The sequence below is a fragment of the Butyrivibrio sp. INlla16 genome (assembly GCF_900104155.1).
Classification (GTDB): Bacteria; Bacillota; Clostridia; order Lachnospirales; family Lachnospiraceae; genus Butyrivibrio.
The window spans coordinates 29668-45484 of sequence record NZ_FMYB01000036.1; the positions used below are offsets into that span (position 1 = coordinate 29668).

Below are 15817 nucleotides of genomic sequence, written 5' to 3' on the forward strand. Positions count from 1 at the left end.
ATTTGAAGAAAAGGGATAAAAAATTACGTAGTACCCAGGATGTATAGGAGGTATGGATGAGTTCTATGGATTTGTTTTCGTTAATTGCAGGGCTGCTCGGAGGACTGGCTCTGTTTATGTATGGTATGAATGTAATGAGCGGTGGGCTCACCAAGGCAGCCGGCGGTAAACTTGAGGCGGCCCTCAGTAAGGTGACAAGCCATCCTGTCATTGCATATCTGTTTGGTGTGGGAGTCACTGCACTGGTTCAGTCTTCATCTGCTTCAACGGTTATGGTTGTCGGTCTCGTTAACTCCGGAATCATGACACTAAAGGAAGCGGTCAATGTTATACTCGGTGCGAATCTGGGTACAACATTTACGGCATGGCTGCTCAGCTTAAATGCCATAAGCAGTGATAACTTTCTTATCAATCTGTTAAAACCCACATCGTTTACCCCGTTTTTGGCTATTATCGGTATCGTTCTTTATATGTTTTCCAAGAGCGATAAGAAGAACAACATAGGTCTTGTTCTCATCGGTTTTTCTGTGCTGATGTTCGGAATGAGCATGATGTCCGATGCTGTTTCTCCGCTTAAAAACAATGCGGGATTCCAGAGCGTACTCATGACTTTCAGCAATCCTTTCATCGGATTTTTGGTCGGTGTATTTTTCACTATGGTAATTCAAAGCTCCGCCGGGACCATCGGTATCATGCAGGCTCTCGCCGCGTCGGTGCATATTCCGTACAGCGTGGCTCTTCCCGTTGTAGTAGGTGCAGAAGTGGGAACCTGTATTACAGCTATTCTGTCATCACTGGGAGCTAACAAGAACGGTAAGAGAACGGCTCTTATGCATTTGTATTTCAACATCATAAAAGCCGGTTCTTTTATGATTATTTTCTATATTATTCATTCGATTGTTCACTTTGCGTTTATGGATCGCACAGCGGGCATGGTTGGAATAGCTTCTATTCATACGCTGATCAACCTGGTGGCTACTCCGCTTATGCTTCCGTTTGCAGGACTTCTTGTGAAGATGGCATATGCCTCTATTCCGATAGATGACAAGGAGAGAGAGGAACAGGAGGAGATGCAGGGAATCACCAAGTTGGATCCCCGATTCCTTACGAATCCGCCCTTTGCATTGGAGCAGAGTAAGCAGGTTGCCATGGATATGGCAGAATTTGCGAGAGAGGGTCTGGAAAAAGCTATACCGCTTCTTGAGAACTACAACCCTGAGGTTGCGGATGAGGTCAGACGACTTGAGGAAAAGGTTGACCGCTACGAGGATCAGCTTGGTACATATCTTATGCAGATAAATAACCACCATCTGGCCGAGATGGATTCAAGGCTTCTGTCCATTATTCTTCACTGCATAACGGATTTTGAGAGAATAAGCGATCATACTTTAAATATTGCGCAGATAGCCCGCAATATGAATGAAAAGAAGGAACATTTTTCATCAAAGGCCAGCGAGGAGATCAGGATATTCTCCAATGCTGTAAGGGAGATTGTTGACCTGTCCTTTACATCTTTCCAGAATCAGGATCTCAAGCTTGCACAGTCGGTTGAGCCTCTTGAGGAAGTAATTGACGGACTGAATATGGAAGTTAAGAGGAGACATGTAAGACGTCTTCGCAAAGGAAAGTGTACTATAGATATGGGCTTTAGTTTGTCCGAGCTGGGTACGGACTATGAGCGTATTGCGGATCACTGCAGTAATATTGCCGTATGTCTTCTTGAAGTCAGCGAGGGAATGTTTGATACACATGAGTATATCGAACACCTCAAGGAAGAGAAGAACCAGGAATTTGAGAAAGCCGTTGATCTATATGAGAGAAAGTACAGACTTCCCGCTATGAAGAAGGGCTTCGAGGATGAGGATGAAATAGATCCTTCGTTCGCTGAAAACCATGCATTACTTGTGGATATCATGAAGTCTGAGGACGAAGAGATCATAGATGAGGCTCTTGCGGCAGCAGGCGTCAAGAAGAAGGATAAGCTGTCCGAAAAGGTTAAGGATAAGCTGTCCGGCAAGCCCAAGGACAAAGAGAAGTCAAAGGACAAAGAATCCGGAAAAGATAAGAGTAAATCCAAGGATAAAAAAGATAAGAAAGAAAAATCGAAGAAGTCGAAAGAAGAGAAGTCAAAAGAAGAAAAAGTTAATGAAGACGATGTAAAAGAAGAAAAGGAAGAAAAGGAATAAAAATGAGTACAAGAATTATTGAATTAAAAAGAAGTGTATTTGAGAGTAACGATGAGAGAGCAGATCTCCTTAGAAAAGAGCTTAAGGATAAAGGGATTTTTCTTTTGAACCTTATGTCTTCACCGGGATCAGGAAAGACCACAACTCTCAAGGCAACAATCAATGCACTTAAGGACAAGTATAAAATCGGTGTTATGGAAGCTGATATCGATTCCGATGTTGATACCAAGAAGATTGCAGAGACCGGAGTAAAAGCAATTCAGCTCCACACAGGCGGTATGTGCCATCTTGATGCTGATATGACAAGACAGGGCCTTGATGCCCTTGTAGAGGGAGATGTTGATCTTGCTATCTTAGAGAATGTAGGAAATCTTGTATGTCCTGCAGAGTTTGATACAGGAGCTTCCAAGAACGCGATGATTCTTTCCGTTCCGGAAGGTCACGACAAGCCCCTCAAGTATCCTCTTATGTTCAGCATCTGCGATGTTGTTCTTATTAACAAGATTGATGTTGCTCCTTACTTTGATTTTGATCTTGAGAAATGTAAGGAATACATTCACATGAGAAATCCTAAGGCTGAGATTATTCCTATCTGTGCAAAGGCAGGTGAGGGAGTAGATAAGTTCGCAGAGTGGCTCAGCGCGCAGGTTGAAGACTGGAAGAAGTAATGACACAAGGACGAATTCATTCAATAGAAACCTTCGGTTCAGTTGATGGACCGGGGGTTCGTTTTATCATATTTTTAAAAGGCTGTAATCTGCGCTGTAAGTATTGCCATAATGCGGACACCTGGAATCCGGAATCCAATGATCTGAGGACGGCAACTGAAATCCTGGATAAAGCTGAGCGCTATAAAGGTTACTGGGGAGATGAGGGCGGAATCACAGTCAGTGGAGGTGAGCCGCTTTTACAGCTGGATTTTCTTCTGGAGCTTTTCAAAGAGGCAAAGGCAAGAGGAATAAATACCTGCATTGATACTGCTGCGCAGCCGTTTACCAAAGAGGAACCATTTTTTTCGAAGTTCAAGGAGCTCTTGGAGTATACCGATCTTCTCCTGGTGGATATCAAGCACATAGATAATGAAGAGCATATAAAACTCACGGGAAAATCAAATGAGAATATTCTTGAATGCCTAAGATATCTCTCGGAAACAGGTAAGCCTGTCTGGATAAGACACGTGCTGGTTCCCGGAATCACGGATAATGATGAATATCTGAAAAGAACCAGAGAATTCCTTGATACGCTTACAAATGTTAAGAGAGTAGATGTTCTTCCGTACCATTCTCTTGGACAGTATAAATGGGAAGAACTGGGAATCCCTTATCAGCTTGAAGGTGTGGAAGCTCCAAGCCCCGATCGTGTCGAGAACGCGGTTAGAATTCTAAGAGAATGATCTACGCCTTCCCCTTGGGGGCGCACGACGTCCGGGGGACGTCGGCTTTGCGCGGACCGGAGCGGAGCGGAGACAGGTGGCGCGAAGCGCCGGATGAGGGGATAAAAATACACAATAGAAATACAATATATGTTAAAAAATTGCCAAAGTTGACAAAAGTTATCAACTTTGGCTTTTTTTCGCGGTTTTAGGTTGAAATATATAACGGTATGTGTAAAAATACCAATCGGGTGTCAAAGTTTAAATATACATATTGTGGTTTATGATTTATAATACACGATATATAGTGGTTTTGATTTTGGCATGCAATTCTTTCCTATTATGTTGCTTTTGCAACTTGCAATAGATTTAGAGGGTGGTATCGGTTTTCAAGAAAGAGAGGAGCAGATATTATGAGAGAACAGTGGAGAGGATTTAAAGGCAATAAGTGGACTGATGAAGTTAACTTAAGAGACTTTATCCAGAATAACTATACAATGTATGAGGGAGACGAGAGCTTCCTTGCAGACGCTACAGAGGCTACAGATAAGCTCTGGGGCAGACTTCAGGAATTGCAGAAAGAGGAGCGTGCTAACGGTGGCGTTCTTGAGTGCGAGACAGAGGTTGTATCAGGTCTTACAGCATATGGCCCCGGCTATATCGACGAGTCCATGAAGGATCTTGAGACTGTTGTAGGTATTCAGACTGACAAGCCTCTTAAGAGAGCATTCATGCCTTACGGCGGTATCAAAATGGCTGAGCAGGCTGCTGATACCTACGGCTTCAAGGTAAATGAGAAATTCCACAAGATTTTTACTGAGTATCACAAGACACACAATCAGGCAGTTTTTGATGCATATACACCTGAGATGATGGCAGCTCGTCACAGCCACATCGTTACAGGACTTCCGGATACATACGGCCGCGGACGTATCGTCGGCGACTACAGAAGAGTAGCACTTTACGGTATCGACTTCCTTATCGAGCAGAAGAAGGAAGACTTCTCACTTTGCGGATGCGGCGTTATGACTGATGATGTTATTCGTCAGAGAGAAGAGATTGCAGAGCAGATGAGAGCTCTTCGTGGAATGAAGGAGATGGCATCCGTTTACGGCTTTGATATTTCACAGCCTGCTAACAATGCAAGAGAAGCAGTTCAGTGGTTATACTTCGGATACCTTGCAGCTATCAAGACACAGAACGGTGCTGCAATGTCAGTTGGACGTGTTTCTACATTCCTTGATATTTATATTGAGAGAGACCTTAAGGAGGGTACACTTACTGAGTCTGAGGCTCAGGAGCTTATCGATCACCTTACAATGAAGTGCCGTATGGTTAAGTTTGCACGTATCCCCAGCTACAACCAGCTCTTCTCAGGTGATCCGGTTTGGGCAACACTTGAGGTTGGCGGACTTGGAATGGATGGTCGTCACATGGTTACAAAGAACGACTACAGATTCCTTCACACACTTGAGAATATGGGACCTTCACCTGAGCCTAACCTCACAGTCCTCTATTCATCAAGACTTCCTAAGAACTTCAAGAAGTATGCTGCTAAGATTTCCGTTACAACATCTTCTATCCAGTACGAGAACGATGATGTTATGCGTCCTGTATGGGGTGATGATTACAGCATTTGCTGCTGTGTATCAGCTACACAGACAGGTAAGGAGATGCAGTTCTTCGGAGCAAGAGCTAACCTTGCAAAATGTCTCCTTTATGCAATTAACGGCGGTAAGGATGAGAAGTTCCTTGACAAGCAAGGTAACCACATGCAGGTAGGTCCTGAGTATGCACCTATCACATCCGAGTACCTTGATTATGATGAGGTTATGGCCAAGTACGATAAGATGATGGATTGGCTTGCAAGCCTCTATGTAAATATCCTCAACCTTATTCAGTACATGCATGATAAATATTACTATGAAGCAGCTGAGATGGCTCTTATCGATACAGATGTACGTCGTACCTTTGCTACAGGTATCGCAGGCTTCTCACACGTAGTAGATTCACTTTGCGCTATCAAGTACGCAAAGGTTAAGACTGTAAGAGATGAGTCAGGTCTTGTTGTAGATTACAAGATCGAGGGAGATTTCCCGAAGTACGGTAACGACGATGAGAGAGCAGACGAGATCGCTGTATGGCTCCTCAAGACTTTCCTCAAGAAGGTTAAGAAGAACCACACATACAGAAACTCAGAGCCTACAACATCTATCCTTACAATTACTTCAAACGTTGTTTACGGTAAGGCTACAGGTGCTCTTCCGGACGGAAGACCTGCATTTGCTCCTTTTGCACCCGGTGCTAACCCGGCTTACGGCGCAGAGCAGAGCGGACTCCTTGCTTCACTTAACTCAGTAGCAAAGCTTCCTTACGAGTATGCGCTTGATGGTATCTCAAATACACAGACCATCAATCCCGGTGCACTTGGTCACGACGACGATGAGCGTGCAGACAGACTTGTAAACGTAATGGACGGTTACTTCGATCAGGGAGCACACCATCTCAACGTTAACGTATTTGGTGTTGAGAAGCTCAAGGACGCTATGGAGCATCCTGAAAAGCCTGAGTATGCTAACTTCACAATCCGTGTATCAGGTTACGCAGTTAAGTTCATCGACCTCACTCGTGAGCAGCAGATGGACGTAATTAACCGTACTTGCCACGAATCCATGTAATAATCGAATGAGTACGGCGCCCTGGACATATATGTGTTTTTAAACCTCATTGCAAAGAACGCAAGAATCGGTTTAAATCCACATATATGTCCGGGGCGCCTGTTTATTTAGAAATAATATTGCCTTCCCCTTTTTGGGGGAAGGTGGCGCGTAGCGGCGGGGTAAAGAAAGATGCGATTTTTATGTTTTTTTATATAAGGCATATCAATTTTTGATGAAAATGTGATAAACTAAAGGTTGTTCTAAAAGTTTCTTAAAGACAAATCCCGCAAATTCGGGAAATCTCCAAAGGAAAGGTGGTGGTTTTATGAAGAAGATTAAACATGTAAGTAGCGATAATCCTCTGCCTCGAAGTACAAACTTAATAAAAAACCACACCGAAAGGAGATTCCCATGGAAGAAAATACAATCATTGACGTAATCCGTGAACTCCTTGAGAGCAAGCAGTATACCAAGCTTCGTCAGACTTTTGCTGAGATGAATACTGCGGATATCGCTGCTATCATGGACGACATGGAAAATGAAGACTCATTAAAAATGTTCCGCATCCTGCCAAAGGACATGGCTGCGGATGTATTTGCCAACCTCGAAATTGAGGATCAGCAGTACATTATTCAATCTCTGTCCGATAAGGAAGCCGGCAACATCATCGATAACCTGATGGCCGATGATGCGACAGACCTTTTGGAAGAGATGCCTGCAAGTATTGTAAAGAAGATTCTTGCGAACGCAAGACCTGATACAAGAGCGGATATAAACCATCTGCTCAGATACCCTGAGGATTCCGCGGGCTCCATAATGACAGTGGAGTATGTTGACCTCAAGGAATACATGACGGTTGAACAGGCTATTGCCAGAATTAAGAAAATCGGTCTTGATTCGGAGACAGTAAATACCTGTTATGTTGTTACGAATCAGAGAATACTGGTCGGTACCGTAGCCCTTCGCTATCTGCTCATTAAGGACGGCGATGAAAAAATCGGCGACATCATGAATACCCATGTCATTAGTATCAACACTATGACTGACCAGGAAGAAGCTGCCAACATGTTCAAGAAGTACGACTTCACAGTGATGCCCGTGGTTGATAACGAGAACAGAATGATCGGTATCATCACCATCGATGACGTTGTCGACATCATTGAAGAAGAGGCTACCGAGGATATCGAGAAGATGGCAGCTATCATCCCTTCCGATAAGCCATATTCGCGTATCGGTATTTTGGATGTATATAAAAACAGAATGCCATGGCTTCTGTTTTTGATGATAAGTGCAACCTTCACGGGAGCTATAATTACAAAGTTCTCGGATGCGTTATCTGCGTATGTGGTACTTACAGCCTACATTCCCATGCTGATGGATACAGGCGGTAACGCCGGTTCGCAGGCGAGTGTATCAATTATTCGTAGCTTGTCACTTGGAGAGATAGAATTTGCAGATCTCTTTAAGGTCTGGTGGAAGGAAGCGCGAGTTGCGGTGCTTTGCGGTGTTACACTTTCAATTGCAAACTTTGTTAAGCTACTTGTCATAGACAGACTTGCAATTCCTGTAGCTGCAGTTGTCTGCCTGACACTTGTTATTGTAGTAATTATTGCTAAGAGTATAGGTTGTCTTCTCCCTATGTGCGCAGACAAGCTTGGTTTCGACCCTGCAGTAATGGCGTCACCTATGATTACAACAATTGTGGATGCGATCTCACTACTGGCGTATTTCACTATAGCAACGCAGTTGCTGCATTTAGCTGTATAGACAAAGATATAATTGATGGATTTAAAAAGAGGCTGTCACAGGTGTGGCAGCCTCTTTTGCCCCTCATCCGTCAGCTTCGCTGACGGATGAGGGGAAGACATTAGAATACCTTAATTTCTTTCCCTTCAAATTCTGCAAAGGGACCCGGAATCGCAGCAGGGTCTCTGTGTGCTCCGAAGTAGTCCTTATCGAAGGTGATCGGGCTTCCGTCCGGATTCTCAAAGTACTGTTCGGGCTCAAAAGCTTTTCCGAGTACTTCGGTAGTAAGAATATTGCAGGAGAAATCTCCGAGCTTTCCGAAGAGATCTGACTTAATATACCAGCTGCCCTTTTTCTCCACTACTGAAACGGACACTTTGGACTTTTTATCTACCAGCTTATTCTTTTCCTTCTTGTAAACATTTGCGCCGCCGAAGTAGGCGTTGCCGTCAATCCAAACAGGAAGATGGCCAAAGTGCGCTTCCGCAAGTCCGCCCATGTCGGGATGCTTCTCAAAATCAAACTGATCCATCCAGTCCTCGTAGGTCGGGAAGATGTCAAAAGGTGCTGTTCCAACTGCCTCGTAGTCGGCATCCGCAGCGGTCTTCTTTTTATCATGAATCTTGTACTGCTGCAGGAAGATGTTGTTGTAAATTCTGTCATCGCCGTGGAGAATCGTCATGAAGCCGGCAACTTCGGTGCGGTGACGGATGTGGTAAGGTGTGTAGCGAGGCTCTCTCTGCCCTGAAACAATGCTGTCCACACCTGAGTTAATAAGTGAAAAGCCGCCAAGTATCAGATTGTGGATTACAGCAATACCTTCACTCGGAATTGTTATGGCAACAGGAGAGAGAAGGATATTGTTATCAATAAGAGTAGGACCGTGACCCACCTCAATAAACACATCTGTGTTGAACATGGCACCGGGAGCCTGCCCAAGACCTTCCGGCCGGCAGTTGTCATGCATGAGGTTCTGGGTTACTCTGGCACCCTGAGCCTGCCAGTCAAGCCAAACACCCATAATACAATTGTGAATATGGTTTCGTCTTATAGTCACATCGATGGCAGCATGGAGCTTTATTCCTGCGGTTTCCGCACCACCAAGCTGCTGTGAATTGCATACGTGGTGGATGTGGCAATCCTCGATGATGGAGAATACTCCACCCATACGACCGACGATACCGGTCTGTTCGCAGTGGTGAATGTGGCAGCGTCTTATGATATGGTGACCGATTTTTTCCTTGAGCCATCCGTGGAACTGACCGCGGCAAACGGCGTCGCGCTCCATCTGAGTGGGACTCTTTACATGATTCTTGGTGAAGTACATGTCGTTTTCGGGATCGAGATATTTTCCGAGAGAGATACCGCAGCATCTGCTTCCCCAGATCTCGCAATCCTCGATTATCCAGCCCTTACTCCAGTGAGGGCCTATCATACCATCCTGGTAAGCTGCAGGCGGAGCCCAGGTGGTAGCTGCTTTGTTGATATTAAAGCCGCTGACGGTTATATAATCCACATGATTTTTGTCAGGCATGAAGCAGTTTCTTCTTACAACGATTTCAGTCTTTTCCTTATTGGGATCAAGCTTATGAAAATTGGCATAGATAACTGTATCATCGCCATCCTGCTCTGTGTACCAGAGAAATGATGCCTCCTCCTGATTCCAGGCAAAGGGATTGGCCTCGGCTTTCTCGCACTCCTTCAGTGAGTCTGTCTCGTGCATCATCATGTCATTGAGGAAAATGGAGCCTGTATGACGGATCTTCGGTGAAAAATACCAGTCCCCGTAAACCCTCTCTATATAGGGGTTATAGTTCCCGAAAATAGCATTATTTATTCTTGCGCTCCAGACATTTCCCTTTACCTTCTTCCAGCCTGTAAGCGGTTCAGCACCGGTGATCACTGCTCCCAGAGGCTCGGTGGAGCGATAAGTAATCCGGGCATCCTTTTCTCCTTTGTTCTGAGGGATGACCTGCTCTCTGTAGATACCGGGTTTGACAAGTATCTCATCTCCTGCTACAGCAATCTTTGCTGCATCGTTTATATGTCTGAAGGGTCTTTTTTCGCTTCCATCGCCGTCGCGGAAAGCGGATGCGTCAACATAATAAATCATTTCTTTTTCCTCCAATAATGTGTTTGATTAAACGTTAAACTTAATTTTTTTCATGTTACGATTAACAGAGCGGATTGTCAATAATGTGCACAACAAATTATGAAAAAGAGCAATAATTTTATACATATTACCAAATGTTGTAGTTGACATAAGTTAAAAAAGTTAATAAAATCGTCTTGTAGTTAAACGATTTACTTAAAAGGTTTTCGTCAAATAACCCAAACAATATTGACTGGAGCTCAGATGGTAACTCTCAAAGAAGTCGCAGAAATATGCAATGTTTCGGCGGCCACGGTATCAAATGTTATAAACGGTAAAGCGAAGACGAGTGAAGCAACCAGGAAGCGTATCTTACAGGTTATCGAGGAAACAGGTTATAAACCAAACTACATGGCAAAAGGACTCCGGACCAATCGTACGAAAATAATCTCGATTGTTACCGAGGATATAGCACAGTTCACGTCTCCCCCGATAATCGAGAGCATAATGGAACAGTGTGAAAAACATGATTACCATGTATACGTTCATAACCTTCGTCTATATGACAGATGGCAGGATACCTGGTATGACCAGGATAAAGATTATCATTCTGTTCTGGATCCGGTGTTGCAGGATGTTCTTTCGGCCAGGGCTGAAGGCGTGATTTACCTTGCGGGACATACACGAATTATCAATTTTTACAACGATAATTTTAATCTTCCTACAGTCATGTGCTACTCACTGTCGAATTCACCGGCAATCCCGTCGGTGGTTATCGAGGATGAGAAAAGTGCCTATGAAGTAACATCTTACCTTGTAAAGAACGGACATAAGCGCATCGGATTCGTTGGAGGAAGGGCTGAGAATATACACACAGCTCAGAGACTTTTGGGATATCAGAGAGCGCTTTTTGAAAACGGCATTCTCTTTGATCCGAATCTTGTGTATTACGGAGATTGGAGCAGAGAGTCGGGTTACGAGGGTGCCAAGACGCTTCTTCCTCAGGGAGTGACAGCATTTTTTGGTATTTCGGATAAGATGACCGGTGGAATATATGATTATCTTATCGAGTGCGGACTTCAGATAGGAAAAGAGATTGCAGTTGTCGGTTTTGATAACGAGAGTATTTCGGAACACTTCTATCCGCCGCTTACAACTACGACACTCCCGCTTGCGGAGATAGGAAGGATAAGCGCAGATTTGCTGATAGATATGCTTGAGAATGATCAGCCTGAAGAATTACCTGAGGAGCCTAAGGTTGTCAGGATACCGTGTTCGATGGAAATAAGAAAATCTGTATGTAGAAGATAACGGTTCCGTACTTATCGGTACAGACAACAGCATAGCTCCTATCACAGATAAGGATGGCGCTTACTACAAGATGCTTAAGTTCTTCTATCAGGCAAATCAGCTTGGATTTGTTGATCCTGATTCCGCAACTCAGGACTGGAACTCAATCGTTTCCAAGATGCAGGATAAGAGAGTTTACCTCTACTGGTACAGCTGGCAGTATGGTTTCTGGAACAGCCCTGCAAGAGGCGAAGAGGGAACCAACTATGTTGAAATTCCTGTAGCAGACACAAACCTTTACCAGGCATCTGACACCTACTATGGTGATGGACGTGTTCTCTGCGTAGGTTCTCAGGTTTCAGACGAGAACTTTGACAGACTTATGGAGTTCCTTGACTGGTATGCTTCACCCGAGGGTGTTCAGATCCAGCATGCAGGTACAGAAGGTCTTACATACACAATCGAAGATGGCAAGTACACACTTACAGAGGATGGTCTTAACAGATTCTCAGCAGAAGTACTCGTTCCCGAGGAAATGGGCGGCGGAAACTGGAACGACGGTAACAACCAGATCAACCAGTGGATCGTAGCATCCTGTGATGTTAACCCTGAGACAGGCGAGCCTTATGCTTCTGATATGTGGTCAACAACAATCGAGATGAACCAGACAAAGACAACCAAGGAGTGGTCAGAGAAGTTTGGTGCAGCTGACGATGTTGAGTATCTCAAGAACAACGGCATGATGACAGTTGTTCCTTCAATCAATATCGCTCTTGCAATCGATTCCACAGACATCAGCCTTATCCGTAAGCAGTGCGGTGATGTTATCAAGGATTCTTCCTGGAGAATGGTATTCGCAAAGGATGACGCAGATTTCGATGCACAGTGGGATGAGATGGTTAACCAGCTCCAGGGTCTTGGATTTGATGATCTTGTAGCATTTGATACAGAGAAGTATCAGCCTATGCTCGATGCAAGAAAAGCAGCTCAGTAATAATGAAAAATTTATAAAGTGAGTTATTTATGCACCCCGGCTTGTGTTTATGCGAGTCGGGGTGTTTTCTGTGTTTCCGGCTACAACAATATGAAGTGGGCGCAATGAATTGTATAAAAATTTAATAAATTTATAGGAATTTTAGAAAAATTCACTTGAGTATTCTTGAAATAGGCCGATATAAGATATAGCATAAATATATAAACATTATTTCATCGTTGGTTTTCAAGTTAGAAAAGGAGATATGAAATGATTAAAAACATTAGGGCAAAATTGAATGAAAAGAAGGGCTTCACACTTGCTGAGCTCCTTATTGTAGTTGCTATTATTGCAGTTCTGGTTGCAATTGCTATTCCGATATTTAGTAGTCAGCTTGAGAAGTCAAGAGAAGCAACGGATCTTGCAAATGTTCGTGCAGCGTATGCTGAAGTAGTTGCCGAATATTTAACTGAAGGCTCAGCTTCTCCTATTACGATTAGTGCTAAACAGACAAAAGCAAATTGGCAGACATATAACTCTGCGGCAAAAGCACCTATAGGAACACAGATAGGTTCTGTGGGAGCTGCTTCGGTCCCGGCCAATGCAGGAGGATCTTATACAGTATCAATTAATGCATCTACCGGAGTTGTTACTGTTAACTGAAATAAGCTTAGACTTCAAAAAAGTATAATTAGAGCGACTAAAGCGCTGCCCCGACATGCAGGGCAGCGCTTTTTATAAATGATGCTCTGGGGGACTTATAAAATGCAAAACAGGATAAAGCGTGTGGCTTTGACACTTTTTATAACATTGCCACTGGTGTTTGTTTTACTGTTTTTTGGTTATTTTCCTTTGCATTATGATGTTGTATTACATACAGATAATGTAAAGGGAGAGGGGATTTGTCAGACTTATGTCTGTCCGATAACAGGGGTGGCTGCCTTTTATAAGGTTGCCTTCTATTTCGGAAGTGAGTTAGAAAAGGCAACTATCAAAGGGTATCACTACGATGTTAGTAGCATAACCTTAGTGGTTTCAGACGTTTCTGAGTTTGATATAACAGGAATTGATTCCTATATTAAGGGACTTCATCTGCGCAGCTTTAGTCCTACAGATATTCTTCCTGACGGAGAGGTGGCAGAAGGAAATACTGCTATTATGAGTTCTCGGGATGGGGCTTTACATGTTGATGTAAAGGATCCTGATAAGGGAACCACTGTTAATTTCTCGCTGCCATTTATACCGGGATGGTTTTTAGCAGTTTATTTTGCTCTTATACTGTTGATTTCTATTTTACTTGCAGTGGTGTTTACATATATATTTGACCGATTTGAAGGTTGCAGGCTTTTTGTAATGCATGCAGCCTGCATTGCAATCACATTACTTTCGGGATGCTTTTTTTGCGGAAGCCTTTCGTATGTGACCTATAAGAATTTTCTTCTTAACTGGTTATTTTTATTTGCGATCAGCCTTCTCATGAATGCACTTACATTCCCGATTCTTGGCACAGTGGTAACGATGCTGTTTACCACTTTTTGGTATATAGCAAATTATTTCGTTATTACGCTTAGAAATAAGCCTATTATGCCTGCAGATCTAAAGGCTATAGGCACGGCGAAGGAGGTAATGGGCGGATATACCTTTGTGCCGGATTGGAAGATTATTTTGGGAGCCGCAGTTGTAATATTCTACAGCGTGCTTCTCATAATTATTTATAGAAAAGGCAAGACAGAAGAAGGACAGATTAATAAAAAGAAAGCGCTATTAAAGCGCCTGATTACACTGGCTATAGGAATTGTGCTAATTATAGTCGGGATTAATACTAAGACCTTTAAAGGACTTTCTTCCTTTGCGTGGGACCTTGTATTACTAAAGAGCTTCCACGAAGAGGGAATGGTCACAACTTTCCTAAAAAGTGCTGTAAATTCAGGTGTTAAGAGACCTGAAGGGTATTCATCTGAGCTTATAAATGATTATCTGTCGGAATATAAGAGCAGCACAGCGATTGATGAAAAGGCTGTGCAGCCGACAAATATCATCATGGTGATGAACGAAGCCTTTTCCGACCTGCGCGTAGTAGGAATGGATGAAAGCATAGATGTAATGCCTTTCATAGACAGTTTAAAGGAAAATACAATCAAAGGTGAGCTGTCTGTTGGAGTTTTTGGCGGCGGAACATGTAACACAGAGTTTGAAGGTCTGACAGGTAATACGCTGGCGTTTCTTGGAGCAGGCGCATATCCCTATACGGAAAACGTAACGGATTCCATGTTCTCGCTGGCTTCATATTTTAAAAACATGGGCTATTCCACAGATGCATTTCATGTTAACGAGCCACAAAACTGGAATCGCAACATGGTTTATCCCAATCTGGGGTTTGATTCGTTCCATAGCATCAAGGATTTTGAGTCCTATGGCGAGATTACGTCCCTACACGACCTTCCTGCAGATATTACAGATTACAGATATATGGAAGCTATTGATAATGAAAACAGCGCTCATCCAAGATTCCTGTTCGATGTTACCATGCAAAACCATTCGGGATATGAGAGATGGCTGGATGTTGAAAAGGCTGAAACTGTAGCAGAAAACGGGAATGACCTGTATGTTGATACGCAGGTTTATCTGTCGCTTATAAAAGCTTCCGACGATGCTGTAAAACAACTGGTGGAGACTTATAAGGATAGCGAAGAACCTACTATGATCATTTTCTTCGGGGATCATCAGCCGGGACTCCCCGGAGCTGCAATGGATGAAATATATACGAATGTTCAGTCGCAGCTGGATCTGTATAGGTCAAAATTCTTTATCTGGACAAATTATGATACGGAGGAACAAAGCGATGTACAGGTAAGTGCCAATTATCTGCCACTACTGATACTTGAGAGGGGGAATTTCCCCTTGCCGCCTTATGTGCAGATGCTTAAAGAACTACATGATGAGTTCCCGATCATCTCTTCACAGGGTGTGATGGATAAAGAAGGGAATATTTACACAGGTGTTGCGGAGGTTATGGATAACCCGCTTATTAAGAAATATCAGCATATTCAGTATGCAAATATGTTTGATAAGATTGAGCCTGCCTGGTTTGAAATAAATCATAAATAATAAAGATTTGCTTTATACAAGATATATTTTTATAGTTAATGAAAAAGTGATATAATATATACGGAATCTCAAGTTCAGAAGTAAAAGCGGCTCAATCCTAGACTATAGCTGGGATTGAGCCTTTTCATCTGTATAGCGTACTGACATTATTTTAGCTTGAAGTAGAAAAAATTTGACACCGCTTAGAGGCGGCCTTAGATGTAAAAAAGGAAGCCAGCTGCTAAGGCAGCTACCATTGAATCTAGAGCGCGGAGCGCTCTTATCCTTAATTCGGGCTTGATTACTTTTTCCAACATATCCATAGGTTTGTCAAGGCTGCCCGGAGGGCACCGCTTCGCGGCTTTGACCTTGACTAACCTATGGATATGTTAGTACTGTTAGACAAGCCCG

General features: G+C 43.4%; 10 protein-coding genes. 9 read left to right on the forward strand and 1 reads right to left on the reverse strand.

Annotation, left to right across the window (positions count from 1 at the left end):
- The first annotated feature begins 56 nt into the window (after nt 1-56).
- From BLR42_RS15340 to mgtE, 5 genes are all read left to right on the forward strand, one after another.
- The gene (locus BLR42_RS15340) at nt 57-2186 is read left to right on the forward strand and encodes a Na/Pi cotransporter family protein (protein ID WP_330387375.1); all 2130 of its coding nucleotides are present in this window, start codon (nt 57-59) and stop codon (nt 2184-2186) included.
- A gap of 2 nt (nt 2187-2188) precedes the next feature.
- On the forward strand, nt 2189-2854 hold the full coding sequence (gene hypB, locus BLR42_RS15345) for a hydrogenase nickel incorporation protein HypB (protein ID WP_091870934.1): 666 nt from the start codon (nt 2189-2191) through the stop codon (nt 2852-2854).
- A complete protein-coding gene (gene pflA, locus BLR42_RS15350; RefSeq protein WP_091870937.1) occupies nt 2854-3579 on the forward strand; it encodes a pyruvate formate-lyase-activating protein in 726 nt (241 codons plus the stop codon). Before hypB ends, pflA begins: the two co-directional genes overlap by 1 nt.
- A 392-nt stretch (nt 3580-3971) precedes the next feature.
- Nucleotides 3972-6236 (forward strand): formate C-acetyltransferase, encoded by a 2265-nt coding sequence (gene pflB / locus BLR42_RS15355; RefSeq protein ID WP_091870939.1) that lies wholly within the window; start codon nt 3972-3974, stop codon nt 6234-6236.
- Nucleotides 6237-6629: 393 nt separating this feature from the next.
- Nucleotides 6630-7985 carry a magnesium transporter gene (mgtE, locus tag BLR42_RS15360; RefSeq protein WP_091870942.1) on the forward strand — a complete coding sequence of 452 codons (1356 nt, stop codon included), beginning with the start codon at nt 6630-6632 and terminating at the stop codon, nt 7983-7985.
- A 100-nt stretch (nt 7986-8085) separates the two neighbouring features.
- Here the strand turns inward: mgtE and BLR42_RS15365 are convergent, their stop codons facing one another.
- On the reverse strand, nt 8086-10077 hold the full coding sequence (locus tag BLR42_RS15365; protein ID WP_091870944.1) for a right-handed parallel beta-helix repeat-containing protein: 1992 nt from the start codon (nt 10075-10077) through the stop codon (nt 8086-8088).
- Nucleotides 10078-10320: 243 nt separating this feature from the next.
- On the opposite strand from BLR42_RS15365, the gene BLR42_RS15370 reads away from it, so the two are divergent.
- The 4 genes from BLR42_RS15370 (at nt 10321) to BLR42_RS15385 (ending at nt 15427) form a co-directional block, all read left to right on the forward strand.
- A complete protein-coding gene (locus tag BLR42_RS15370; protein ID WP_091870947.1) occupies nt 10321-11367 on the forward strand; it encodes a LacI family DNA-binding transcriptional regulator in 1047 nt (348 codons plus the stop codon).
- A 70-nt stretch (nt 11368-11437) separates the two neighbouring features.
- On the forward strand, nt 11438-12340 hold the full coding sequence (locus BLR42_RS15375; RefSeq protein ID WP_207648559.1) for a type 2 periplasmic-binding domain-containing protein: 903 nt from the start codon (nt 11438-11440) through the stop codon (nt 12338-12340).
- 249 nt (nt 12341-12589) lie between these two features.
- Entirely contained in the window at nt 12590-12982 is a 393-nt protein-coding gene (locus tag BLR42_RS15380) for a type II secretion system protein (RefSeq protein ID WP_091870949.1), read from the forward strand.
- A 102-nt stretch (nt 12983-13084) separates the two neighbouring features.
- Entirely contained in the window at nt 13085-15427 is a 2343-nt protein-coding gene (locus tag BLR42_RS15385; RefSeq protein WP_170832817.1) for an LTA synthase family protein, read from the forward strand.
- The last annotated feature ends 390 nt before the right edge of the window (nt 15428-15817 follow it).